This is a genomic window from Acidovorax sp. 22279, assembly GCF_052045435.1.
Taxonomy (GTDB): Bacteria; Pseudomonadota; Gammaproteobacteria; order Burkholderiales; family Burkholderiaceae_C; genus Acidovorax; species Acidovorax delafieldii.
This window is the reverse complement of the sequence record NZ_JBQEOV010000008.1, coordinates 1-21,523: the sequence shown is the minus strand read 5'-3', so window position 1 is coordinate 21,523 and position 21,523 is coordinate 1. Positions and strand designations below refer to the sequence as shown.

Genomic DNA, 21,523 nt, shown 5'->3' with positions numbered 1-21,523 from the left:
GCATCGCTCAGACGCCTTGCTTCAACGAAGCTTCGATGAAAGCGTCCAGGTCGCCGTCCAGCACCTTCTGCGTGGCCGAGATTTCGACGTTGGTGCGCAGGTCCTTGATGCGGCTGTTGTCCAGCACGTAGCTGCGGATCTGGTGGCCCCAGCCCACGTCGGTTTTGGTGTCTTCCAGTTTCTGTTGCTCTTCCATGCGCTTGCGCATCTCGAAGTCGTACAGGCGGCTGCGCAGGCGCTGCCATGCCACGTCGCGGTTGCTGTGCTGGCTGCGGCCGTCCTGGCACTGCACCACGATGCCGGTGGGGATGTGCGTGAGTCGCACGGCCGAGTCGGTCTTGTTGATGTGCTGACCGCCCGCGCCGGAGGCTCGGAAGGTGTCGGTGCGCACGTCGGCGGGGTTGATGTTGATCTCGATGGAGTCGTCGATTTCGGGGTACACGAACAGCGACGCGAACGAGGTGTGGCGGCCGCCCGAACTGTCGAACGGGCTCTTGCGCACCAGGCGGTGCACACCGGTTTCGGTGCGCAGCAGGCCGAAGGCGTACTCACCCTCGATCTTGATCGTGGCGCTCTTGATGCCGGCCACGTCGCCCGGGGTTTCTTCTTCGACCGTGGCCTTGAAGCCCTTGCGCTCGGCGTACTTGAGGTACTGGCGCAGCAGCATGCTGGCCCAGTCGCAGGCCTCGGTGCCGCCAGCGCCTGCCTGGATGTCCACAAAGCAGTTGAGCGGATCCGCCTCGTTGCGGAACATGCGGCGGAACTCCAGCTCTTCCACCGCTGCGCGCATCGTGGCGGCTTCCGACTCGATGGTCAAAAGGCCGGCTTCATCGCCTTCCTCTTTGCTCATCTCATACAGCTCGGCGTTGTCGGCCAGATCGCGGGTGAGCTTGTCCAGCGTGACGACCACGCTGGAGAGCGACTTTTGTTCCTTGCCCAGCTCCTGAGCCTTCTTGGGGTCGTTCCAGACGGAGGGGTCTTCCAGCGATGCGTTTACCGTGCGTAGGCGTTCAAATTTGGCATCGAAGTCAAAGATACCTCCGTAACTCTTGCGTGCGCAGAGCCAGGTCGCTGAGGGTGGTGCCGATGAGGTTGATGCGTTCTGCGTCCATGATTCTTGTCCTGCGTGTTCTGTGGAATAACCCGCGATTTTCTCATGGGACGGGCAGGTGCCCTGCTAATGCCCTTTGTGCCAGACCGCCGCCGGATCTGCGCAGGCCGGCGTGTGGGCTCCGAGTGGCATTCATATCAAAAATGATAGCTACTCAGGCAATATCCACTAGCGCTTGCGGGCGCAAGGACTTCAAATTGCCTCAGGTAGCATCCAAAAACGCTTCGATCAGCTGGGCCACCTGCTCGGGCTGGTCATGGTGCAGCATGTGGCCCGCGTCTTGCACGACCGCGGTGCTGCAGGTGCGCACATGGGTCAGGCGCTGGTGGTATTCGTCCAGGGTGTACCGGCCGTTCCACCACTGGCCCAGGCTGTCGCCACTGGCCTCGATGGCCAGCACGGGTGCGGTAATGCGCTCGTAGATGGCCAGTGCTTCGTCCGCGCGGTACAGCTGCGCGCTGGTGATCTTGTGGGCGGGGTCGCCCAGGATTTCCCACTGCCCCTGCGCGTTGGGTCGCGCCCAGTGCTGGGCCAGCCATTGGGCCTTGTCTTCGGACAGGCGGGGGTTGGTCTTCATCAGGCGGCGGGCGACGCCGTCGGCGCTGTCATAGGTCTTGAGCTCCTTGGTGCCCTGGTGCAGCTGCTTGATCTCGTCGATCCATTGCGCGTAGCGGGTGGGCGCCTGCGCGGGGCGTGTGGCGGGCAGGCCAAAACCTTCCAGGTTGACGAGCTTGCGCACGCGCTCGGGCCGCACACCGCCGTACATCATGGCCACGTTGCCGCCCATGCTGTGGCCCACCAGGTCGATGGCTTCGCCGGGGGCATAGTGGTCCAGCAGCAGGTCCAGGTCGGCCAGGTAGTCGGCAAACACATAGTGGTCCACCGGTGCACCGGTGGTGAGGCCAAAACCGCGCCAGTCCGGCGCGATGATGCGGCGTGATTGCCGCAGCGCGTCCACCGTGAACTGGTAGGAGGCACTGACGTCCATCCAGCCATGCAAAAGCACCAGCGTGGGGAGGTCGCTTTGCTCGGGGCCCCAGTGGCGGACGTGATAGTTAAGGTGCCGCAGCGCCAGTGTGCTGCTGCGCGAAGGGGTGAGGACTTGGTACATGCTGTGCCAATGTTACGTTGCCGCCACGCTGGCGGGGCGCCCTGCGGTGTCACCAAGGAGTCCGGCGTCCGGCAGGTTTTGGCGATCGCTTGTACCATCGCCAGCCGGGGCCGCAGCAGGCCCTGCTTACTTTCCCACCTTCTGGAGCCTTCACCGCATGAACACCGTCCGCTTGGGTCAGAGTGACCTGCTTGTCACCCCCATTTGCCTGGGCACCATGACCTTCGGCGAGCAGGTCAATGAGGCCGACTCGCATGCCATCCTGAGCCAATCGCTTGCGCGCGGCGTGAACTTCATCGACACGGCCGAGATGTACGCCGTGCCCGCCAAGGCCGAGACCTTTGGCGCCACCGAAACCATCATCGGCAACTGGTTTGCCAAGAACCCTGGCGCGCGCCAGAAGCTGGTGGTGGCGACCAAGGTGGCCGGCCCCTCGCGCGGCATGCCCTGGGTGCGCGAGGGCAAGGGCATGACCCCGGCCGACATCGTGGCGTCGTGCGAGGCCAGCCTGCGCCGCCTGCAGACCGATGTGATCGACCTCTACCAGATCCACTGGCCCGAGCGCCATGTGCCAGCGTTCGGCAACCTGTATTACGACCCTTCCAAGGAAACCTCGCAAACCCCCATTCGCGAGCAGCTGGAAGCGCTGGCCGGGCTGGTGAAGGCGGGCAAAGTGCGCTACATCGGCCTGTCGAACGAAACCCCTTACGGCGTGCACGAGTTCGTGCGCCTGGCCGAGCAGCATGGCCTGCCGCGTGTGGCCACGGTGCAGAACCCGTACTGCCTGATCAACCGCACCTGGGAAAACGGACTGGATGAAACCTGCCACCGCCTGGATGTGTCTCTGCTGGCCTATTCGCCCCTGGGTTTTGGCCTGCTGACGGGCAAGTACGACGAAAGCGGCATTACTGGGCCCAATGCCCCGCAGGGTGCGCGCATTGCATCGTATGAATCCGTGCGCAAACAACGCTGGGGCCGCCCCGAGGCGCTGGAGGCATCGCGCCGCTACAACGCGCTTGCCCGCGCCAACGGCATGACGCCCACGCAGATGGCGCTGGCGTTCTGCTACACCAAGTGGCAAGTGGCCAGCACCATCATCGGCGTGACGTCGGTGGCGCAGTTGGAGGAAGACCTGAATGCCTGGGGCACCACGCTGTCGCCCGAGGTGCTGAAGGCCATTGACGCTATCCGCTGGGAGCTGCGCGACCCTGCGTTGTGACCGGGGGCAGGGCGTGGCCCTGCGAATCGGCAAGATCAAACCAAGGGGCCGTGCAGGCCCCTTGGTTTTTCTGCGAGTTTGTGCGCGCTGCTGTCAGGCAGTTGCCTCCTGCCGGGTGGTGCGCCCTTCAACCCACGGCGTCCCTTGGGGCTCACCCAGGTCCCAGAACAGCCCGGCCATCACCGCCAGACCTTCTCGTGCCACGGGCGCCAGCAAATGTTCGTTGGGTGCATGCTGGGCGCAGGCGGGGTACGAGTGCGGCACCCACAGCGTGGGCAGACCGAGCTGGTCGGCAAAGATGTCGTTGGGCAGCGAGCCTGCCAGGTTGGGCAGCAGCGTTGCGGGCTGGCCTGCGCTGGCCTGCAGCGAGGCCATCGTCCAGTCCACCCAGGGGTTGTGCAGATCGAGCCGCGTGGCGCCGCAGTGCATGCCCATGGTGATCTCGACCTGGCTGAAGCCATGCGCATCCAGGTGTTCGCGCAGCGCGGCCTCCACGTTCTGCCAATCGGTGCCCACCACGAAACGCAGTTGGCAGTGCGCCACGGCCTGCGCGGGGATGGCGTTGATGGGCCGCTGCGCGTTGCCCGCGCCCAGCGCCAGCACCTCCAGCGTGTTCCAGCCCACCAGCTGCTCTGCGGGGGTCAGGCCGGGCTCGCCCCAGCCGGGGGTGAGCGCGGGGTCATCGGCGCCGGTGCCAATCACCACATCTTTGAGGGCAGTGCGCAGCTTGTCGGGCACCGCAGGCGGCAGCAGGCCTTTGACGAGGATGCGGCCCTTCGCGTCCACCAGCGTGGCCAGGGCGTGCGTGAGCACGGTGGCCGGGTTGGCCAGCACGCCGCCCCAGTTGCCGGAGTGGTAGGCCTTGTCGCGGCTGCGCACCGCGAGTGAGAAGTTGATGGCTCCGCGTGAACCCAGGAAGAGGGTGGGGTGGCCCGCGTTCACGCGGGGGCCGTCGCTGGCCAGAAAAAGGTCGGCTCTCAGCGCGTCGCTGTGCCGCTCACAGAAGGCGGCCAGGCCGGGCGAACCCGCCTCTTCGCCCATCTCCATGAGCAGCGTCACGTTGTAGCCCAGGCGGCCGCCCCGGGCCTCGATGGTGTGGGCGAGTGCGGCCAGGCTCACGGTGTGCTGGCCTTTGTTGTCGGCCGTGCCTCGGCCATACCAGCGCTCGCCTTCGATGGTGAGCTCCCAGGGCGAGAGGCCCTCGCGCCATTGCGCGTCCTGTCCGTTGACCACATCGCCGTGGCCGTAGGTGAGCACGGTGGGGAGCGCAGGGTCTTCCACGCGGCGGGCCACCAAGAAGGGGCCGCCTTGTGGCGACGGGTTGTCGAGCACCTCGCATTCAAAACCCAGGGGCGCGAGCCAGGGCACCATTTCGTCGGTGAGGTAGGTGTGCAGTTCGGGCGGCACCTTGCCAGTGTCGCTTTCGGTGCGCCAGGCCACGCGGCGGCGCAGGTCGGTGGCAAAGCGGCCATCGTCAAAGTAGCGCTGGACGTCTTGAATGAGTTGTTGGCGGTTCATCGTGCAGGTCCTTGTTGGGTGTTCGTCAGTCCACCAAGATCTTGGCGCGGTGGGCCAACGCGCGGTAGCGGCCGATCTCGTCATCGATCATGGCGCGCGTGGCCACGGGGCCCAGGTGCACGGGTTCCATGCCCTGGGTGCGCATCTGTTCCTGCAGACCACTGTCGCGGGTGACGGCTTCCACCTCGGTCACCAGCTTTCGGATGACAGACTGTGGCGTCTTGGCGGGGGCGGCGATGGCATACCAGGCGTCGAACACGGCGTCTGGCAGTTTGAGTTCCTCCACGGTGGGCACCCCCGGCAGCATGCTGGAGCGCGACTTGCCCGCAATGGCCAGGGCGCGCAGCTTGCCGGCCTTCACTTGCGGCGCCGCAGCGGCCACGGTGTCGATACCCAACTGGATTTCGCCGCCCATGAGGGCGATCAGCGACTGGCTGCTGCCCCGGTAGGGCACGTCCTGCAGCTGGATGCCCGCGGCCTGCTCCAGCAGCGCGCCCGCCAGGTGCGGGCCAGAGCCCGAGCCGAAGGTGGCGTAGTGGATGCTCTTGGGCTTTGCCTTGGCTGCGGCGATCAGCGCGTTCAGGTCTTTGTACGGCGCGCTGACGCTGACGACCAGCACCAGGGGGGCCCGGGCCACGGTGGCCACGGGCACGAGGTCCTTGGCAGGGTCGTAGGGCAGCTTGCTGCGCAAGGCAGGGTTGACCGTGTAGCTGGTGGAGCCCGAAACCAGCAGCGTGTAGCCGTCGGGGTCGGAACGCACCACGGCTTCGGTGCCGATGATGGTGGAGGCACCCGGCTTGTTGTCGATCACCACCGGCGTGCCCAGGCGGCTGGCCAGCTTCTGTGCGAGCGCGCGTGCCACCACGTCGGTGCCGCCACCGGGCGGGAAGGGCACCACCATGCGCACGGGGCGCTGGGGCCAGGCGTCGGCAGGGGCTGCTGCCTGGGCGCAGGCCAGGCTGGCAGGGCCGGCAAGAACTGCCAGGGTGGCAGACAGGAAAGAGGCTCGAACAAGGCGTTTCATGCGGACTCCGGTGGTAGGGCCCCGACAGCGGGCGGCGTGGGAGCAATGACCACGTGGCGCCCGCGCAAGGGCATGGGTGAATTGGAGCCTCAAGCCATGCAAGATAGATGCTGGTTTACCATTGCTTGGAATAGAGATTTGGCAACTGACCGTTGCCTTTTTGTGATTTAAACAACCATGGCCATTTCACTGCTCAGTCTGCCATTGCGCTACTTTCTGGAGATCGCGCGCACCGGCTCCGTCAACCAGGCCGCGCAGCGCCTGCACGTGGCCGCTTCGGCCGTGAGCCGGCAGCTGGGCAAGCTGGAAGACAGCCTGGGTGTGGTGCTGTTCGAGCGCCAGGCGCGCGGCATGAACCTGACCGAGGCGGGTACCCGCCTGCTGGCCCACGCCAGTGCACACGATGCGCAGGCGCTGGAGCTGGTCGAGCAATTGCAGGATCTGTCGGCCCAAGGTGCCCTGCGGGTGCGGCTGGCCTGCACCGAAGGGTTTGCGGCAGCCTTCATGCCGCTGGTCATGGCGGGGTTTCGGCAGGCGCACCCGCAGGTACAGCTGCAGTTGCAGGTGGCCGTGCCGCAGGAGGTGTCGGCCCTGGTGCTGCGCGGCGAGGCCGATCTGGCGCTGAAGTACAGCACGGCGCCCGAGAAGGGCCTGCAGGTGCTGCACTCGGCCATCGCACCCATTTATGCCGTCATGCCTGCACAGCACCCGCTGGCGCGCCAGCGCAGTGTGAGCGTGGCTGACGTGGTGCGCTACCCACTGCTGCTGGGGGCCGCCAACACCACGGGGCGGCAGCTGTTTGACCTGAGCTGTGCGGTGCAGGGCCTGCGCTATGTGCCCGCTGTGGAGAGCAATTTTTCGTCGGCCTTATTGCCGCTGCTGAGCGGGCAGGACGTGGTGCTGGCCAGCTACCTCACGGCGGCGCGATGGGTGGAGGCGGGCCTGCTGGCTGCCCGGCCATTTGACGAAACCCAGCTGCAGCAACGGCGCCTGCAGGTGCTGGCAGCCGAGGGCCGTAGCCAGTCCGCCCTGGTGCAGCAGTTCATGCAAGCGCTGGTGATCGCCATCGAGGAATACGGCAAGCGCAAGGTCGGGCGGCGCCGCAAGGCCACCCCTGCGCCTGCCTCGGTGTTCTGACACATTGCCGCAGATTCCAGCACGCTCACATTTGGATACGGATACCATCGGTGCCCTATCCGCACCACACCATGGCCAAGAAAGAACACGTTTCCGAGACCCAAGCCACCCAGCTGCTCAAGGCGAACAAGGTGGCGTTCACCGAACACCCGTATGAGTACCTGGAGCACGGCGGCGCGATGCACAGCGCCGAGGTGCTGGGTCTGGACCCGTTCACCGTGGTCAAGACCCTCGTCATGCAGGACCAGGACGCCAAGCCGCTCCTGGTGCTGATGCACGGCAACCGCAAGGTCTCCACCAAGAACCTCGCACGCCAGATCGGCGCCAAGTCGGTCGAGCCCTGTGCCCCCGAGGTCGCCAACCGGCACAGTGGCTACCTGGTGGGGGGGACGTCTCCGTTTGGCACGCGGCGCACCATGCCGGTTTACATCGAAGAAACCATCCTCGCGTTGCCCCGCATTGCCATCAACGGCGGGCGCCGGGGCTTTCTGGTGCAGCTGGACCCGCAGGTGTGTGTGCAGTTGCTGGGCGCCAAACCGGTGCAGTGCGCGCTGGCAGAATAGGCCGCCGCGCGATACAGCCCGTCAGAAGGCTGATCATTTGATTTCCAAGGAGTTGCTTTGACCGCCGTCTATCCCGTTCTGGCCACCGTGGCCGCCTACCTGCTGGGCTCGCTGTCGTTTGCCGTCATCGTGACGCGTGTCATGGGCCTGAGCGATCCGCGCACCTATGGCAGCAAGAACCCCGGAGCCACCAATGTGCTGCGCTCGGGCAGCAAGGCGGCGGCCATCGTGACCCTGCTGCTCGATGCGATGAAGGGCTGGCTGCCCGTGGCGCTGGTGATGTGGTTTGGCCACCCCTATGGGCTCGAAGACGGCACCGTGGCGCTGGTGGGGCTGGCCGCTTTCCTGGGGCACCTGTGGCCAGTGTTCTTCCGGTTTGAGGGCGGCAAGGGCGTGGCGACGGCACTGGGCGTGCTGGTGGGCATCAGCGGTTGGCTGGGGCTGGCCACGGCGGCCACCTGGCTCATCATTGCATTCTTCTTCCGCTACTCGTCGCTCGCCTCGCTGGTGGCCGCCGCGTTTGCTCCGGTGTACTACCTGCTGGTGGATGGCGTGGTCTGGTATGCCGAAGGCACGATTGCCGCCTCGATCGTGGTGATGGCGCTGCTGCTGGCCTGGCGGCACCGCGAGAACATCCAGCGCCTGATTGCCGGCACGGAATCACGCCTGGGCAGCAAGAAGGCGAAACCTGCCGAGGGTGAAGAGAGCGCCAAGGCAAAGCCCACCGCAAAAGCCAAGGCCAAACACTGATGTAGCCACGCGCCCGGTTGGGCGCGTGCCCCGTGTCAGAGCGCGCCGGGCGCAGTCACCAGCCCGCGCAACCCTGCGCTGTGCTGGGCGGCGTACAGCCCCAGCCGCACCATGGTGCGGTGGTTGAGTTCCAGGCTCACTGCGGACCGGGCCAGGGCCGACTGGATGCGGGGCTTGCCGCTCGCGGTCTGGTACAGGCTGGGCTGGCTGCGGTGGTTGCCGGTGCTGTCCAGCAGGCTGGCCACCAACGGGTGGTTGGCCTTGTCGCTGCGGCGCAGCACGATGGCGGTTTCGCCGTTGTCCAGTTTGACAAACGTACCTGGGGGGCACAGGCCGATAGAGCGCACCAGGGTGTAGCTGACCTCGTCGCGCTGGTCCACTTCTTGTCCCACGATGGCACGCACCGAATCGGTGGCACTGCGCCCGGCGCGGGATTTGCGCGGGCTGATCATGGCGGCATACCGGTCAATGGTGCCGAGGATGCGGGTGAGCCGGTCTATCGGCTCCTGGTTGGCCAAAGGCACGCGTTCGGCAATGCTGGCATGGTGTTGCCCCACCACGTCCAGCCAGAGCGGATCGTTGATGAACAGGCGTTCCAGCAGCAGCATGCTGTCTTCGGGGTGGCTCTTGATGGCCTCCTGCTGCTCCGCCGTGGGGCGCTCGCGCTGCACGGCCAGTTCGTCCTGCAGGGTCGTCATGCCGATGTTCATGGTGAGTGCCGCTCGCACCAGGCTGTCCCGCTCGCGCTGCGGCAGCTTGAGCTCCAGCGCCATGATGTGGCACAGCGTGCCACACACCAGTGCGTGCGATGCGCTGTAGCCCACGGTGGATGTCGAGGCATGCTGGAACATCAGGTACAGCGCCGCGTCGATGTCGTGCGCCACCAGGTCCTGCAGCCAGGCATCAAACTGCCGCACCTTGCCCGGAAAGTCCTGCACTTGCAGCGGCCGGCTCAGCAGCACCGACAGGGCCGACTCCAGGTCGGACCAGAGGCTGAGCAGGTCTTCGTACTCCCCTTCGGAGTGCGCGTGGGTGGAGGAGGGGTGTGCGGACATTGCGGGTGTACAGGCGTCAGTGGCGCTTTTCGAGCACCATCTGGTCGTTGGTGCGGGTCATCTGGAACTCGTTCAGGAAGCTGTTGCCCAGCAGCACATAGGGCATGGGCTGCGAGGTGATGATGGCCTCTACCCCAAAGACCTCGACGTCACCGATGCGGATGGAGTCGAGCTTCATGCGCCAGCCCTGGGCGATGCCATTGGCCGTGTTCACGCGCACCGGCTGGCCGCTTTGGTAGTTGAGGCCCATACGCTCTGCATCCGGCCGCCCGATGGCGACGGTGGAGGCCCCGGTGTCTACCATGTACTGCATCACCTGCCCGTTGATGGTGCCGCTGTTCACAAAATGGCCTCTGCCATCTGCCACCAGCAAAATGCGTTTGCCGCTGCCACTGCGTCCGCCCACACTCACGGGCGCCTCGCCCAGTCGCAGCGTGCGCCGTGCACCCTGGATCTCCACGGTGGCTTCGTCCTTGGCGACGGCGATGACTTTCACCCCCTGGAACTCATCCCCCGCGCCCACCGCCTTGGGCGGGTTGGCATTCACCACGATCAGCGCCTTGCTGCCCAGTACACCCGCCAGCGCCACAGCCTGCGCATGCGCCCAGGTGGGGCCCAGCAGCAACCCGATGCACAGGGCGAGGAGGCGCTGATACCGGCGCAGCCCTGGTGAGAGCCGCCACGCAAGGACCGCCCCGCCGCGCTGGCGGCGTCCCCCTGCCTGCAGCGCTCCGCGCTGCGAGAGCGGGGGGAGGGCCCGCAGGACCTCAGCGGGGTGTCGCTTCATATCAGTCGCGGAAGTTGTCGAACGACAGCGGCACGTCCGTCACATCCTTGCGGATCAAGGCCATGGCGGCCTGCAGGTCGTCGCGCTTGGCACCAGTCACGCGCACCTTGTCTTCCTGAATAGCGCCTTGCACCTTGAGCTTGCTTTCCTTGAGCAGCTTCTGGATCTTCTTGGCCAGCTCGCTCTCGATGCCGTTGCGCACCTTGATGACCTGCTTGACCTTGTCACCGCCCATTTTCTGCACATCGCCCATGTCCAGAAAACGCACATCCACGCTGCGTTTGGTGAGCTTGTTGCGCAGAACATCTTCAATCTGGGTGAGCTGGAAATCAGCATCGCCGATCAGCGTGATGTCCTTGTCCTTGATCTCGATGCTGGCAGAGGTGCCCTTGAAGTCGAAACGGGTGGCGATTTCCTTGGCGGTGTTCTCGACGGCGTTTTTCACTTCAACCAGATTGGCTTCGCAGACGGTGTCAAAAGATGGCATGGTGGGTCTCTATCTCGGGGAAAACAGGTGCAGATATGGGGGCGGATCGCAGGGAGCCAAAAGGCCGGGTGCGACAATCGGGCCAATGGTAGTCGAGAAAAACGCCCCTTTACAGCCCTGCAACACCTTCGGCATTGCCGCACGCGCCCAAACCCTGGTGCGAGTGCATTCGGTGGACGACCTGCGGGCTGTGCTGGCAGACCCCCAGCTCGCGCCGGTACCGAAATTTGTGCTGGGCGGCGGCAGCAACATCATCCTGACCGGTGACGTGAAGTCCGTCGTGCTCAAGATGGAAATCAAGGGCCTGCGCCTGGTGGATGAAACGCCCAAGGCCTGGATCGTGGAGGCGGGTGCTGGCGAGGTCTGGCACGACGCCGTGGCCTGGACGCTAGCGCACGGCTATCCCGGATTGGAGAACCTGGCCCTGATCCCGGGCACGGTGGGGGCATCGCCCGTCCAGAACATTGGCGCGTATGGCGTGGAGCTGCAGGACCGTTTTGAGTCGCTCGACGCCATCGACCTGGCTACGGGCCAGTCGTTCAGCCTGGATGCTGCGCAATGCGGTTTTGGCTACCGTGATTCCGTTTTCAAGCATGCACCTTCCGAAGCGCAGGATGGCAGCGGGCTGCCGCGCGGCATGGGTCTGGCAGGCCGGGCGGTGATCACCCATGTGCGCTTTCGACTGCCCAAGCCCTGGAAGCCGGTACTGGGCTACCTGGACCTGGAGCGCCGCCGCGCCGAGGCGGGGGTGGAACACCCCAGTGCCCAGCAAATTTTTGACTGGGTCTGCGACATTCGCCGCGCGAAACTACCCGACCCTGCCGTGGTGGGCAACGCGGGCAGCTTCTTCAAGAACCCCACCGTGTCGCCCGACCAGTGCGCCGACATCATCGCCCGCGAGCCCAAGATCGTGCACTACCCCATGCCCGACGGCAGCATCAAGCTGGCGGCGGGCTGGCTGATCGATGCCTGCGGCTGGAAAGGCAAATCCATCGGCAAGGCCGGGGTGTACGAGAAGCAGGCCCTCGTGCTGATCAACCGGGGGCAGGGCGCTGACAGCGTGACAGGGGGCGAGGTCATGACCCTGGCCAAGGCCATCCAGACGAGTGTGTACGAGCGCTTTGGCATCCGGCTGGAGCCCGAGCCGGTGGTCGTGTAGCGCGAAGTTAGAGGCGACCCCTGCGCCTCGAAAGGGCCGGTGTCGCGCCTGGTACGAGACCCCAATAAAAAAGCCACCCCAAGGGTGGCTTTTGCTCATCTAATGATAGCTGGAGAGGCAAATTGCACTAGCGCTACCAGCCATTTTTGCTCCAAATGAGCCGCCCAGCTGCTCCCAGTGGTCACCCGGAAGGCTTGGGGCCCATGGGGCGAGTGCTGCCTTACTTGCGGTCGTTGTCCAGTTGGGCCAGGGCGGCATTGCCTCCCAGCGACAGCAGGCCCGCCCGCGAGTACACACCCAGCTTGCCGCGCGTATCCGAGATGTCCAGGTTGCGCATGGTCAGCTGGCCAATGCGGTCCAGCGGGCTGAACGGCGCGTCTTCGACCTTTTCCATCGACAGGCGCTCGGGGGCGTAGGTCAGGTTGGGCGACTCGGTGTTCAGCAGCGAGTAGTCGTTGCCACGGCGCAGTTCCAGTGTCACGGTGCCGGTCACGGCGCGGGCCACCCAGCGCTGGGCGGTTTCGCGCAGCATGATGGCCTGTGGGTCGAACCAGCGGCCCTGGTACAGCAGGCGGCCCAGCTTCAGGCCATTCATGCGGTATTGCTCGATGGTGTCTTCGTTGTGGATGCCAGTCACCAGACGCTCGTAGGCGATGTGCAGCAGCGCGAGGCCGGGGGCTTCGTAGATGCCGCGGCTCTTGGCTTCGATGATGCGGTTTTCGATCTGGTCGCTCATGCCCAGGCCGTGGCGGCCACCGATGCGGTTGGCTTCAAGGATCAGCTCGACGGGGTCGTTGAACTCCTTGCCGTTCAGCGCCACGGGCTGGCCTTCGTTGAAGGTCACGGACACTTCCTCGGCCTTCACTTCGACCTCGGGCTTCCAGAACGCCACGCCCATGATGGGGTTGACGATGCGGATGCCGCTGGACAGGAACTCCAGGTCCTTGGCCTCGTGGGTGGCGCCCAGCATGTTGCTGTCCGTGCTGTAGGCCTTCTCGGCGCTCATCTTGTAGCCAAAGCCGGCCTGGGTCATGAACGCCGACATTTCGGCGCGGCCGCCCAGCTCGTCGATGAACAGTTGGTCCAGCCACGGCTTGTAGATCTTGAGCGAGGGGTTGGTCAGCAGGCCGTAGCGGTAGAAGCGCTCGATGTCGTTGCCCTTGAAGGTCGATCCGTCGCCCCAGATGTTGACGTCGTCCTCCTTCATCGCGGCCACCAGCATGGTGCCGGTCACGGCGCGGCCCAGGGGGGTGGTGTTGAAGTAGGTCAGGCCGCCGGTGCTGATGTGGAAGGCGCCAGCCTGCAGGGCGGCAATACCTTCGTGGGCCAGTTGCGTGCGGCAGTCCACCAGGCGGGCCTTCTCGGCGCCGTACTCCATGGCCTTGCGGGGGATGGCGTCGTAGTCGGGCTCGTCGGGCTGACCCAGGTTGGCGGTGTAGGCGTAGGGCACGGCGCCCTTGAGCTTCATCCAGTGCAGTGCGGCGCTGGTGTCCAGGCCGCCGGAGAAGGCGATGCCGACCTTTTGGCCGAGGGGGAGGTTCTGGAGGATGGTTGCCATGGAATATTCTTCAAAAATGATAGCTGCCAGCGCATTGTGTACTAGCGCTAGAGGCCAAAATCAATCAAATTTCAGCCCGAACATCTCAGCCGAAATGGCAGATGTAGTGGTAGGCCTCGGTCACGCGGATGTCGAACTTGGAGTTGCCGGGCACGCTGAACTTCTCGCCTGCGGACGATTTCACCCATGCATCGGTACCGGCCAGCTTGTATTCGCACGAGCCCGCCACGCATTCCATGATTTCAGGGGCGCCGGTGTTGAACGTGAGCGTTGCGGGCAGCACCACGCCCACCGACTTCTTCGTGCCGTCCGGGAAGGTGATGCCGTGGCTCACGCACTTGCCGTCAAAGTACACATTGGCCTGGGTGGTGACGGACACGCCGTCGATTTTTTCGGTGGTCATGGATGCGCGGGTAGGAATGGAGGAAACCCGCGATTTTAGGGCAGGGTGCTGACGCATTGGGCTGTGCGAACCAACGAAACCCATGCGCGCCGCCGCTTGCACCAAGAAAAAGAGCCCCGAAGGGCTCTTTGTTCACTGGCTTGTGCGGCTATGCCGCCAGCCTTTAACGCCAGTAAGGGTTGCGGTGGTGCGGGTAGTAGGGGCGGCCGCTGTCGTAGCCGTATTCAATCACCGTCACCGGGGGCGTCACATAGGTGGGGGGCGCCTGGTACACCGGCTGCACGGGGTAGGTGGAGGTCACCACACCCGGTTGGCTGTAAACACCCTGGGCCGCATACGGGTCGGGTTGTGTGGAATAGGTCTGGCCAGCGGGCTGCACATTCACCGGGATCCAGCGGCCTGGGTCGTTCTGGGTGCGGGTGGTGTACTGGCGGCCTGCGTATTCATACACCACGTTGTAGCCTACGGTACGGTTTTCGTAGTACGTCTCGGTGGAGCAACGCTGCACGTTCTGGTACTGCGGCTGGCCGTTGCCCTCGATCTGGTTGCCTACTACGGCGCCACCCAGCACCCCGATGGCGGTGGCTGCTGCGCGACCGCTGCCCTTGCCGATGGTGTTGCCCACAGCGCCCCCGGCAATCGCGCCAATCACAGCGCCGGCGCCCGTCGTGCGGTTGCCGTTGTAGACGGTCTCGTTGCCACACACCTGCTGCGGAACGCCGACCTGCTGAATGATGGGCGTGGCAGACAGCACACGGCCTTGTTCCTGAGCGCTGGCCACGACGGCGACGGCTGCCAGGGCAGAAAAAATGACGATCTTTTTCATGGAGAAACTCCTTTCGGGTCGGTACATAACGCACCAGACTGCAGAAAAGTTTAGGCCCGCAAGGTCAATTCGGGGCCCGGACGCCGTAAATCTGCGTAAAGATTTGTGCGATTTTCCCGCGTTCCCCGTCCCAAGTCAGCCCTTGGATGCGCCATTCGGCCCGCCAGGCCACTGCTCCGGCACAAATCCGACGGTCACATGCAGGCCATGGGCGTCCTGCCACTGCACCACGGGGCGCTTGATCACACTGGGTTGTTGCTGCATCAGCGCACTGGCGCTCGCGTCGTCCTGCACCGATGCCTGTGTGGCTGAGTCCAGCTTGCGCCAGGTGGTCCCTTGACGATTGACCAGCTTCTGCCAGCCCACGGCCTTCAGCCAGCCAGGGAGCAGCTCGGTGGGAACGCCTTGCTTTTTGAGGTCATGAAACTGGACTTCCAGCCCTTGTTCTGCAAACCAGGCGCGGGATTTTTTGACGGTATCGCAGTTGGGGATGCCGTAGACGGTGATGGCGGTATTCATGCCGCGCATCATCCTCGAAATCGCGGGGGTGAATGCTGGCTCGGCGACAATCCCCGGCTGTATGCAAACCAAACCCCACACCCTGGAAGGCTGGCTGCGCCATTGCGAGCAGCTGCACCCCCGCAACATTGATATGGGCCTGGATCGGGTCGCCGAAGTCGCCCGCCGCATGGCGCTGCGGTTCGAGTGCCCGGTGATCACGGTGGCGGGCACCAACGGAAAAGGATCGACCTGCGCCATGCTCGAAGCGGTGGCGCTGCAGGCGGGTTATCGCACCGGCGTGTACACCTCACCGCATTTGGTGCACTTTGAGGAGCGCTGCCGTGTGCATGGCGAAATCGTGTCGGCGGCGGACCTGGTACCCCATTTCGAGGCGGTGGAGAGCGCTAGAACTCAGAACGGAAACGAGGTGTCTCTCACGTACTTTGAGTTCACCACCCTGGCCATCCTGCGCTTGATGAGCCATGCGTTGCTGGACGTGGCAATTCTCGAAGTCGGCCTCGGAGGGCGCCTGGATGCCACGAACGCGATCGACACCGACTGCGCCATCATCACCAGCATCGATATCGACCACACAGAATTTCTGGGCCCGGACCGCGAGAGCATTGGCCGCGAAAAGGCGGGCATCATGCGCACGGGGCGCCCAGCCATCGTGAGCGATCCCATGGCGCCGCAGAGCGTGGTGGATCACGCGCGGGAGATCGGCGCCGATTTGTGGAGTTTCGGGCGCGATTTCAATTTCTCGGGCGACAAGCAGCAGTGGAGCTGGGCTGGCCGGGGGCGGCGCTATGCCGGGCTGGCCTACCCATCGTTGCGGGGGGCCAACCAGCTGGTGAACGCCTCGGGCGTGCTCGCCGCTTTTGAGGCATTGCGTGATCGGCTGCCGGTGACCGCCCAGGCTGTGCGCAACGGCATGGCCATGGTGGAGTTGCCGGGACGTTTTCAGATTGTGCCGGGGCAACCGACCCTGGTGCTGGATGTGGCGCACAACCCGCACTCCGTGGCAGCGCTCACGGCCAACCTGGATGCGATGGGGTTCTTCCCCGTCACCCACGCGGTGTTTGGCGCCATGGCGGACAAGGACCTGGCGCCCATGCTGGCCAAGGTCGGGCCTCTGGTGGACCGTTGGTATTTCACCGATCTGCCCACTCCGCGCGCTGAGTCGGCCGCCGTGTTGCAGCAGAAGTGGAATGCCGTGCATATGGTGGCGGGCGGTCGCCGGGACGTTGCATCCAGCTTGCATGCCGACCCACTGCAGGCCTTGCAGGCGGCGGTGGCCGCCGCAGACCCCGCTGATAGAATCGTGGTCTTTGGCTCGTTCTACACGGTGGGTGGGGTGTTGATCAATGGAACACCCCGCTTGCACGCCAAACATATGGGCGCCTGAGCGCCTCACGAGTCCTTAGTCCATGGCATTTTTCAAGTTCCGGTGGCCCGGTCAGGGTGAGCAGCAACAGGCCGAAAAGCCGTCCAAGCGCCCGCGCACACCACAGGCTGAGAGCATCGAAGTGATGCGCCGCCGCGCCCGGCACCGTTTGATTGGCGCCGCAGTGCTGGTACTGGTGGGGGTCATCGGGTTTCCGTTGCTGTTTGATACCCAGCCACGGCCTATCCCTGTGGACATTCCCATCGAGATACCAGACCGCAACAAGGTGGCTCCCCTGGTGGTGCCTGCGCCAGTGGCCGAAACTACCGCCGCCAAGCCTGCTGCGCCCTCCACCCCAGAGCCAGCCCCCACGGCTGCTGCGCAGCGGCCTGCGCCTTCGCGCACTGCCGCAGCCAATGGCTTGGCGGATGGTGAAGAACTGGTGCCTAGCGCTCGTACAGCAGCGACCAAACCTGCGCCAGCCCCAGCGGTTGCGCCCCCAAAGCCCGAGGTGAAACACGAGGCCAAGCCGCCCGCTGCTCCCTCACCTTCTCCCGTCCCCGAACCCAAGCCTGCACGTGCTGACGATTCGGCACGTGCCCGCGCCCTGTTGGAAGGTCGCAGCACCGAGGCGCCAGCCGCCGCCAGTGCCGAGGAGGCGCGCTTCATCGTGCAGGTGGGGGCCTTTGCTGATGCCGAAAAGGCCCGGGAAGCACGCACGAAGGTGGAACGGGCGGGTCTCAAGACCTATACGCAGGTGGTGGACACCAAGGACGGAAAGCGCACCCGGGTGCGTGTGGGCCCGTTCACCAACCGGGCAGAGGCAGACAAGGCGGCAGCGCGCATCAAGTCGCTGGACCTGTCGGCGTCGGTGCTCACTCTGTAAACATTGATCAGGCTGCCGCTTGTCCATGGCTGCGTTGGATTGGGTGTTTGTGGCCGTGTTGCTGGCCTCCATGCTGATAGGTGCGTGGCGCGGACTGGTGTTTGAAGTGCTGTCGGTACTGGGCTGGGTGGCGTCTTTTTTTGTGGCGCAATGGTTTGCGGCCGATGCAGCGGCCTTGTTGCCCATGGGTGGGTCGGGCGAGTCGCTGCGGTATGCAGCCGGTTTTGTCGTGGTGTTTGTGGCTTCGGTTTTTGCCTGTGGTTTTCTGGCATGGCTGGCCAAGAAGCTGGTGGAAGCTGTAGGGCTGCGCCCGGCGGACCGCACCCTCGGCGCCGTCTTTGGTGTGTTGCGCGGCCTCGTTTTGTTGCTTGCTGTGGCCGTGGTGGCTGGCATCACCCCCGTGCATGAGGCACAGTGGTGGCAGGAGTCGCGGGGCGCGCCGGTCTTGGCCGAAGTGCTCAAGGGGTTGAAACCGGCGCTACCGGACGAATTTGGAAGGCATCTGCCTTCGTGAGATCGAAGCGGCAGCGGCCAGAAGCTGCTGCCGTTGGATGACCGCGGGGCTGTTCCCGCAAACGGATGGAATACAACTATGTGTGGAATCGTCGGCGTCGTCAGTCCTGCGCCCGTCAATCAGCTGATCTATGACGCTTTGTTGCTTTTGCAGCATCGCGGCCAGGATGCTGCTGGCATCGTGACCCAGCAGGGCCGCAAATTCTTCATGCACAAGGCCAAGGGCATGGTGCGCGACGTTTTTCGCACGCGCAACATGCGCGCTCTGCCGGGCAATGTTGGGCTGGGCCAGGTGCGTTACCCCACCGCCGGCAACGCCTACAGCGAAGAAGAGGCGCAACCGTTTTACGTCAATGCCCCGTTCGGCATCGTGCTGGTGCACAACGGTAATCTGACGAACGCCCGCGAACTGCGCACCGAGCTGTTCCAGACGGACCACCGCCACACCAACACGGAAAGTGATTCGGAAGTCCTTCTGAACGTGTTTGCGCACGAACTCGAACGCGCCACGCGGGGCGTGCCTCTGCAGCCCGAGGACGTTTTCACTGCCGTGCGTGCGGTGCACAAGCGCATCAAGGGTTCCTATGCTGTGATCGCGCTGATCGCAGGCCACGGTCTGCTGGCCTTCCGCGACCCGCACGGCATCCGCCCGTTGGCCATGGGCCGCAGCCAGGACGGCACCGTGATGGTGGGCAGTGAATCGGTGGCGCTGGAGGGTACGTCCCATGTGTTCGAGCGCAACATCAATCCGGGCGAAGCGATTTTCATCACGCTGGACGGACAGGTTCACGCCAGCCAGTGCGCAGAGAACCCGCAGCTCAACCCTTGCATCTTCGAGTTTGTGTACCTTGCGCGGCCCGATTCGGTGCTTGACGGCATCTCGGTCTACCAGGCCCGTCTGAACCTGGGTGAAGCCTTGGCCAAGCGTGTGGTGTCCACGGTGCCGCCCAATGAGATCGATGTGATCATCCCCATCCCTGAGTCCAGCCGCCCCAGCGCCACGCAACTGGCGCATCTGCTCGGCGTTCCGTACCGCGAAGGCTTCGTCAAGAACCGTTACGTGGGTCGTACCTTCATCATGCCGGGGCAGGGCGTGCGCAAGAAGTCGGTGCGCCAGAAGCTCAATGTGATTGGCAGCGAATTCAAAGGCCGCAATGTGTTGCTGGTGGACGACTCCATCGTGCGTGGCACGACCAGCCGCGAGATCGTGCAGATGGCGCGTGACGCGGGTGCCCGCAAGGTGTACCTCGCCAGCGCGGCGCCGCCCGTGCGCTACCCCAACGTGTATGGCATAGACATGCCCACCAGCAGCGAACTGGTGGCCCATGGCCGCACGGTCGAAGAGATTCGCCAGGCCATCGGCTGCGACGCTCTCATCTATCAGGATGTAGATGGCATGAAGAGGGCTGTGGGTGCGCTCAACAGTGCCATCGTCGGCTTCGATGCCTCGTGCTTTGACGGTGTGTACGTGACGGGTGACATCACTGCGGAAGGGATTGCCAGCCTGAATGAGGGGCGCGTGGGTGCGGAAGAAGGCGAGGAAGATACCTCGCGCCTTGCTTTACCCAATGCGCAGGAAGCATAGCCAAGGGCTTGCGCAGCCACCGCAGACCATCGCACGCGATGCTGTGCCCCCGGTTGTGCGCGTGATGCTCTAGCCGGGTCGGGCTGCGCCCGACGGATTGATCCTAGTTTGAACTGGCCCCATGGAGGGCCAGCATTGATTGTTATGACTGAAACCACTGCCACCAGCACGGGCCGCATACGCACCCGTTTTGCACCGTCTCCCACCGGCTTCATCCACCTGGGCAATATCCGCTCGGCGCTGTATCCCTGGGCGTTTGCCCGTGCCACGGGGGGGGATTTCATTTTGCGCATCGAAGACACCGACCTGGAGCGCTCCAGCCAGGCGGCGGTGGACGTCATCATCGAGGGCATGGCCTGGTTGGGTCTGAACCACGACGAAGGCCCGTTCTATCAGATGCAGCGCATGGATCGTTACAAGGCGGTCCTTGCAGAGTTGCAGGCCGCCGGTCACGTGTATCCCTGCTACATGAGCGTGGCTGAGCTGGATGCCCTGCGCGAGCGGCAGATGGCTGCCAAGGAGAAGCCTCGCTACGACGGCACATGGCGTCCTGAAGCTGGCAAGACCTTGCCAGCCATTCCTGAGGGCGTGCAGCCGGTGCTGCGCTTCAAGAACCCACAGGGCGGCGTTGTGGCCTGGGACGACAAGGTCAAGGGCCGCATTGAGATCAGCAATGATGAGCTGGATGACCTAGTCATCGCACGGCCCGATGGCACGCCCACCTACAACTTCTGCGTGGTGGTCGACGATATCGACATGGCGATCACGCACGTGATCCGAGGCGATGACCATGTGAACAACACGCCGCGCCAGATCAACATCTTCCGCGCCCTGGGCAAGGAACCCCCGGTGTATGCCCACTTGCCCACTGTGCTCAACGAGCAGGGCGAGAAGATGAGCAAGCGCAACGGCGCCAAGCCCGTGACGCAATACCGCGATGAAGGTTATCTGCCCGATGCCATGGTGAACTATCTGGCGCGTCTGGGCTGGAGTCACGGCGACGATGAGATCTTCAGTCGCGAGCAGTTTCTGCAGTGGTTCAACCTCGACCATCTGGGCCGCAGCGCGGCGCAGTTCGATGAAGCCAAGCTGCGCTGGGTGAATGCTCAGCACCTGAAAGCCATGGCTGACGACGCTTTGGCCGCGCTGGTTGCTCCGCAATTGCAGGCGCGTGGTGTTTCGGCTGAGGCGCTGGCCGACGGGCGTCTGCCCCGGATCTGTGCGCTGTTCAAAGACCGGTGCGACACCACCGTCGTGCTTGCCAACTGGGCGCAGGTGTTCTATGGCGACGTGACTCCGGAGGATGCAGAGCGCGCTCAGCATGTCACCGACGCCATTGCTCCCGCTCTGGACGCACTGGCTGATGCACTGTCCGCCTGCGAGTGGGACAAGGCGTCCATCAGTGCTGCGTTCAAGCAGGTGCTGACGGCTCAGGGTCTGAAGATGCCCCAGCTGGCGATGCCTGCGCGTGTTCTGACGGTCGGAACCGCCCACACGCCATCGGTCGATGCTGTGCTGGAACTGGTCGGACGTGAAAAAGTTATAGCGCGTTTGCGAAACCGCTAAAAATCTGTCTATAATTCAAGGCTCAGGTGATGACAACAAATACAAAGTGTTTGAAGTCATTCAGTGGGGGTATAGCTCAGCTGGGAGAGCGCTTGCATGGCATGCAAGAGGTCATCGGTTCGATCCCGTTTACCTCCACCACGTCGCTTGATAATGGTTAGTTCCAAGGTTTTGACCCTATCGTCTAGAGGCCTAGGACATCACCCTTTCACGGTGAGTACCGGGGTTCGAATCCCCGTAGGGTCGCCAAGTTTGTAGCACTTGGCTTGTGTTGATAAATACAAGCGAAAAGCTGCCTGCCAGGAGTGGTAGTTCAGTTGGTTAGAATACCGGCCTGTCACGCCGGGGGTCGCGGGTTCGAGTCCCGTCCACTCCGCCAG

At 64.2% G+C, this 21,523-nt stretch carries 21 protein-coding genes and 3 tRNA genes; 13 read left to right on the top strand and 11 right to left on the bottom strand.

Features of this window, described 5'->3' with window-relative positions; all coding sequences use genetic code 11:
- Positions 1–7 precede the first annotated feature (7 nt).
- Positions 8–1,112, bottom strand: a protein-coding gene (gene prfB / locus ACTJKQ_RS11840) for a peptide chain release factor 2 (protein ID WP_099730502.1) whose coding sequence is annotated in 2 segments (ribosomal slippage) — positions 8–1,030 and positions 1,032–1,112 — 1,104 coding nt in all. Because the reading frame shifts where the segments join, the coding sequence is not laid out codon by codon here.
- A gap of 201 nt (positions 1,113–1,313) precedes the next feature.
- Entirely contained in the window at positions 1,314–2,222 is a 909-nt protein-coding gene (locus ACTJKQ_RS11835) for an alpha/beta fold hydrolase (protein WP_440596925.1), read from the bottom strand.
- Positions 2,223–2,379: 157 nt separating this feature from the next.
- Between ACTJKQ_RS11835 and ACTJKQ_RS11830 the strand changes: the two genes are divergently transcribed.
- On the top strand, positions 2,380–3,441 hold the full coding sequence (locus ACTJKQ_RS11830; RefSeq protein WP_056063766.1) for an aldo/keto reductase: 1,062 nt from the start codon (positions 2,380–2,382) through the stop codon (positions 3,439–3,441).
- A 93-nt stretch (positions 3,442–3,534) separates the two neighbouring features.
- On the opposite strand, the gene ACTJKQ_RS11825 is transcribed toward ACTJKQ_RS11830, so the two are convergent.
- The gene (locus tag ACTJKQ_RS11825) at positions 3,535–4,959 is read right to left on the bottom strand and encodes a M20 family metallopeptidase (RefSeq protein WP_440596924.1); all 1,425 of its coding nucleotides are present in this window, start codon (positions 4,957–4,959) and stop codon (positions 3,535–3,537) included.
- 25 nt (positions 4,960–4,984) lie between these two features.
- Positions 4,985–5,983, bottom strand: coding sequence for a Bug family tripartite tricarboxylate transporter substrate binding protein (locus tag ACTJKQ_RS11820; protein WP_440596923.1), 999 nt, complete (start codon positions 5,981–5,983; stop codon positions 4,985–4,987).
- 177 nt (positions 5,984–6,160) lie between these two features.
- On the opposite strand from ACTJKQ_RS11820, the gene ACTJKQ_RS11815 reads away from it, so the two are divergent.
- The 3 genes from ACTJKQ_RS11815 to plsY all read left to right on the top strand — a co-directional run bounded on the left by ACTJKQ_RS11815 (position 6,161) and on the right by plsY (position 8,433).
- Entirely contained in the window at positions 6,161–7,120 is a 960-nt protein-coding gene (locus ACTJKQ_RS11815; protein ID WP_440596922.1) for a LysR family transcriptional regulator, read from the top strand.
- Positions 7,121–7,191: 71 nt separating this feature from the next.
- Positions 7,192–7,683, top strand: coding sequence for an aminoacyl-tRNA deacylase (locus ACTJKQ_RS11810; protein WP_056063754.1), 492 nt, complete (start codon positions 7,192–7,194; stop codon positions 7,681–7,683).
- 57 nt (positions 7,684–7,740) lie between these two features.
- Complete coding sequence (gene plsY / locus ACTJKQ_RS11805; RefSeq protein WP_056746399.1) at positions 7,741–8,433, top strand: glycerol-3-phosphate 1-O-acyltransferase PlsY; 693 nt, start codon at positions 7,741–7,743, stop codon at positions 8,431–8,433.
- Between the two features lie 35 nt (positions 8,434–8,468).
- Here plsY and ACTJKQ_RS11800 read toward each other — a convergent pair whose 3' ends face one another.
- Genes ACTJKQ_RS11800 through ACTJKQ_RS11790 form a run of 3 tightly spaced genes read right to left on the bottom strand, consistent with a single transcriptional unit; the run spans position 8,469 to position 10,762 of the window.
- Positions 8,469–9,488: an HD-GYP domain-containing protein gene (locus ACTJKQ_RS11800; RefSeq protein WP_056063748.1), complete on the bottom strand. Its 1,020-nt coding sequence runs from the start codon at positions 9,486–9,488 to the stop codon at positions 8,469–8,471.
- A gap of 16 nt (positions 9,489–9,504) precedes the next feature.
- Positions 9,505–10,275: a retropepsin-like aspartic protease family protein gene (locus ACTJKQ_RS11795; RefSeq protein WP_235509381.1), complete on the bottom strand. Its 771-nt coding sequence runs from the start codon at positions 10,273–10,275 to the stop codon at positions 9,505–9,507.
- Position 10,276: 1 nt separating this feature from the next.
- Positions 10,277–10,762 carry a YajQ family cyclic di-GMP-binding protein gene (locus ACTJKQ_RS11790; RefSeq protein WP_056063745.1) on the bottom strand — a complete coding sequence of 162 codons (486 nt, stop codon included), beginning with the start codon at positions 10,760–10,762 and terminating at the stop codon, positions 10,277–10,279.
- 85 nt (positions 10,763–10,847) lie between these two features.
- Between ACTJKQ_RS11790 and murB the strand changes: the two genes are divergently transcribed.
- Positions 10,848–11,921 (top strand): UDP-N-acetylmuramate dehydrogenase, encoded by a 1,074-nt coding sequence (murB, locus tag ACTJKQ_RS11785; protein WP_440596921.1) that lies wholly within the window; start codon positions 10,848–10,850, stop codon positions 11,919–11,921.
- Positions 11,922–12,141: 220 nt separating this feature from the next.
- On the opposite strand, the gene argG is transcribed toward murB, so the two are convergent.
- The 4 genes from argG to ACTJKQ_RS11765 form a co-directional block, all read right to left on the bottom strand.
- Complete coding sequence (argG, locus tag ACTJKQ_RS11780; RefSeq protein ID WP_056063739.1) at positions 12,142–13,479, bottom strand: argininosuccinate synthase; 1,338 nt, start codon at positions 13,477–13,479, stop codon at positions 12,142–12,144.
- 85 nt (positions 13,480–13,564) lie between these two features.
- Positions 13,565–13,882, bottom strand: a complete 318-nt coding sequence (locus tag ACTJKQ_RS11775) for a pyrimidine/purine nucleoside phosphorylase (RefSeq protein ID WP_015014470.1) — start codon at positions 13,880–13,882, stop codon at positions 13,565–13,567.
- 163 nt (positions 13,883–14,045) lie between these two features.
- Positions 14,046–14,708 carry a glycine zipper 2TM domain-containing protein gene (locus ACTJKQ_RS11770; RefSeq protein WP_056063736.1) on the bottom strand — a complete coding sequence of 221 codons (663 nt, stop codon included), beginning with the start codon at positions 14,706–14,708 and terminating at the stop codon, positions 14,046–14,048.
- A gap of 135 nt (positions 14,709–14,843) precedes the next feature.
- Positions 14,844–15,227, bottom strand: a complete 384-nt coding sequence (locus tag ACTJKQ_RS11765) for an arsenate reductase (protein ID WP_440596920.1) — start codon at positions 15,225–15,227, stop codon at positions 14,844–14,846.
- Between the two features lie 61 nt (positions 15,228–15,288).
- Here ACTJKQ_RS11765 and folC point away from each other — a divergent pair, with 61 nt between their 5' ends.
- The 8 genes from folC (at position 15,289) to ACTJKQ_RS11725 (ending at position 21,522) form a co-directional block, all read left to right on the top strand.
- Complete coding sequence (gene folC, locus ACTJKQ_RS11760; RefSeq protein ID WP_260667387.1) at positions 15,289–16,614, top strand: bifunctional tetrahydrofolate synthase/dihydrofolate synthase; 1,326 nt, start codon at positions 15,289–15,291, stop codon at positions 16,612–16,614.
- A gap of 22 nt (positions 16,615–16,636) precedes the next feature.
- Complete coding sequence (locus ACTJKQ_RS11755) at positions 16,637–17,479, top strand: SPOR domain-containing protein (protein WP_440596919.1); 843 nt, start codon at positions 16,637–16,639, stop codon at positions 17,477–17,479.
- Positions 17,480–17,504: 25 nt separating this feature from the next.
- The gene (locus ACTJKQ_RS11750; RefSeq protein WP_121942709.1) at positions 17,505–17,993 is read left to right on the top strand and encodes a CvpA family protein; all 489 of its coding nucleotides are present in this window, start codon (positions 17,505–17,507) and stop codon (positions 17,991–17,993) included.
- 78 nt (positions 17,994–18,071) lie between these two features.
- Entirely contained in the window at positions 18,072–19,577 is a 1,506-nt protein-coding gene (gene purF / locus ACTJKQ_RS11745; RefSeq protein WP_056746391.1) for an amidophosphoribosyltransferase, read from the top strand.
- Between the two features lie 144 nt (positions 19,578–19,721).
- Positions 19,722–21,143, top strand: coding sequence for a glutamate--tRNA ligase (gene gltX, locus ACTJKQ_RS11740; RefSeq protein ID WP_146871927.1), 1,422 nt, complete (start codon positions 19,722–19,724; stop codon positions 21,141–21,143).
- 65 nt (positions 21,144–21,208) lie between these two features.
- Positions 21,209–21,284 (top strand) — tRNA-Ala (locus ACTJKQ_RS11735).
- A gap of 32 nt (positions 21,285–21,316) precedes the next feature.
- Positions 21,317–21,392: transfer RNA gene (locus ACTJKQ_RS11730), tRNA-Glu, on the top strand.
- A 53-nt stretch (positions 21,393–21,445) separates the two neighbouring features.
- Positions 21,446–21,522, top strand: a tRNA-Asp gene (locus ACTJKQ_RS11725).
- Position 21,523: the final 1 nt, after the last annotated feature.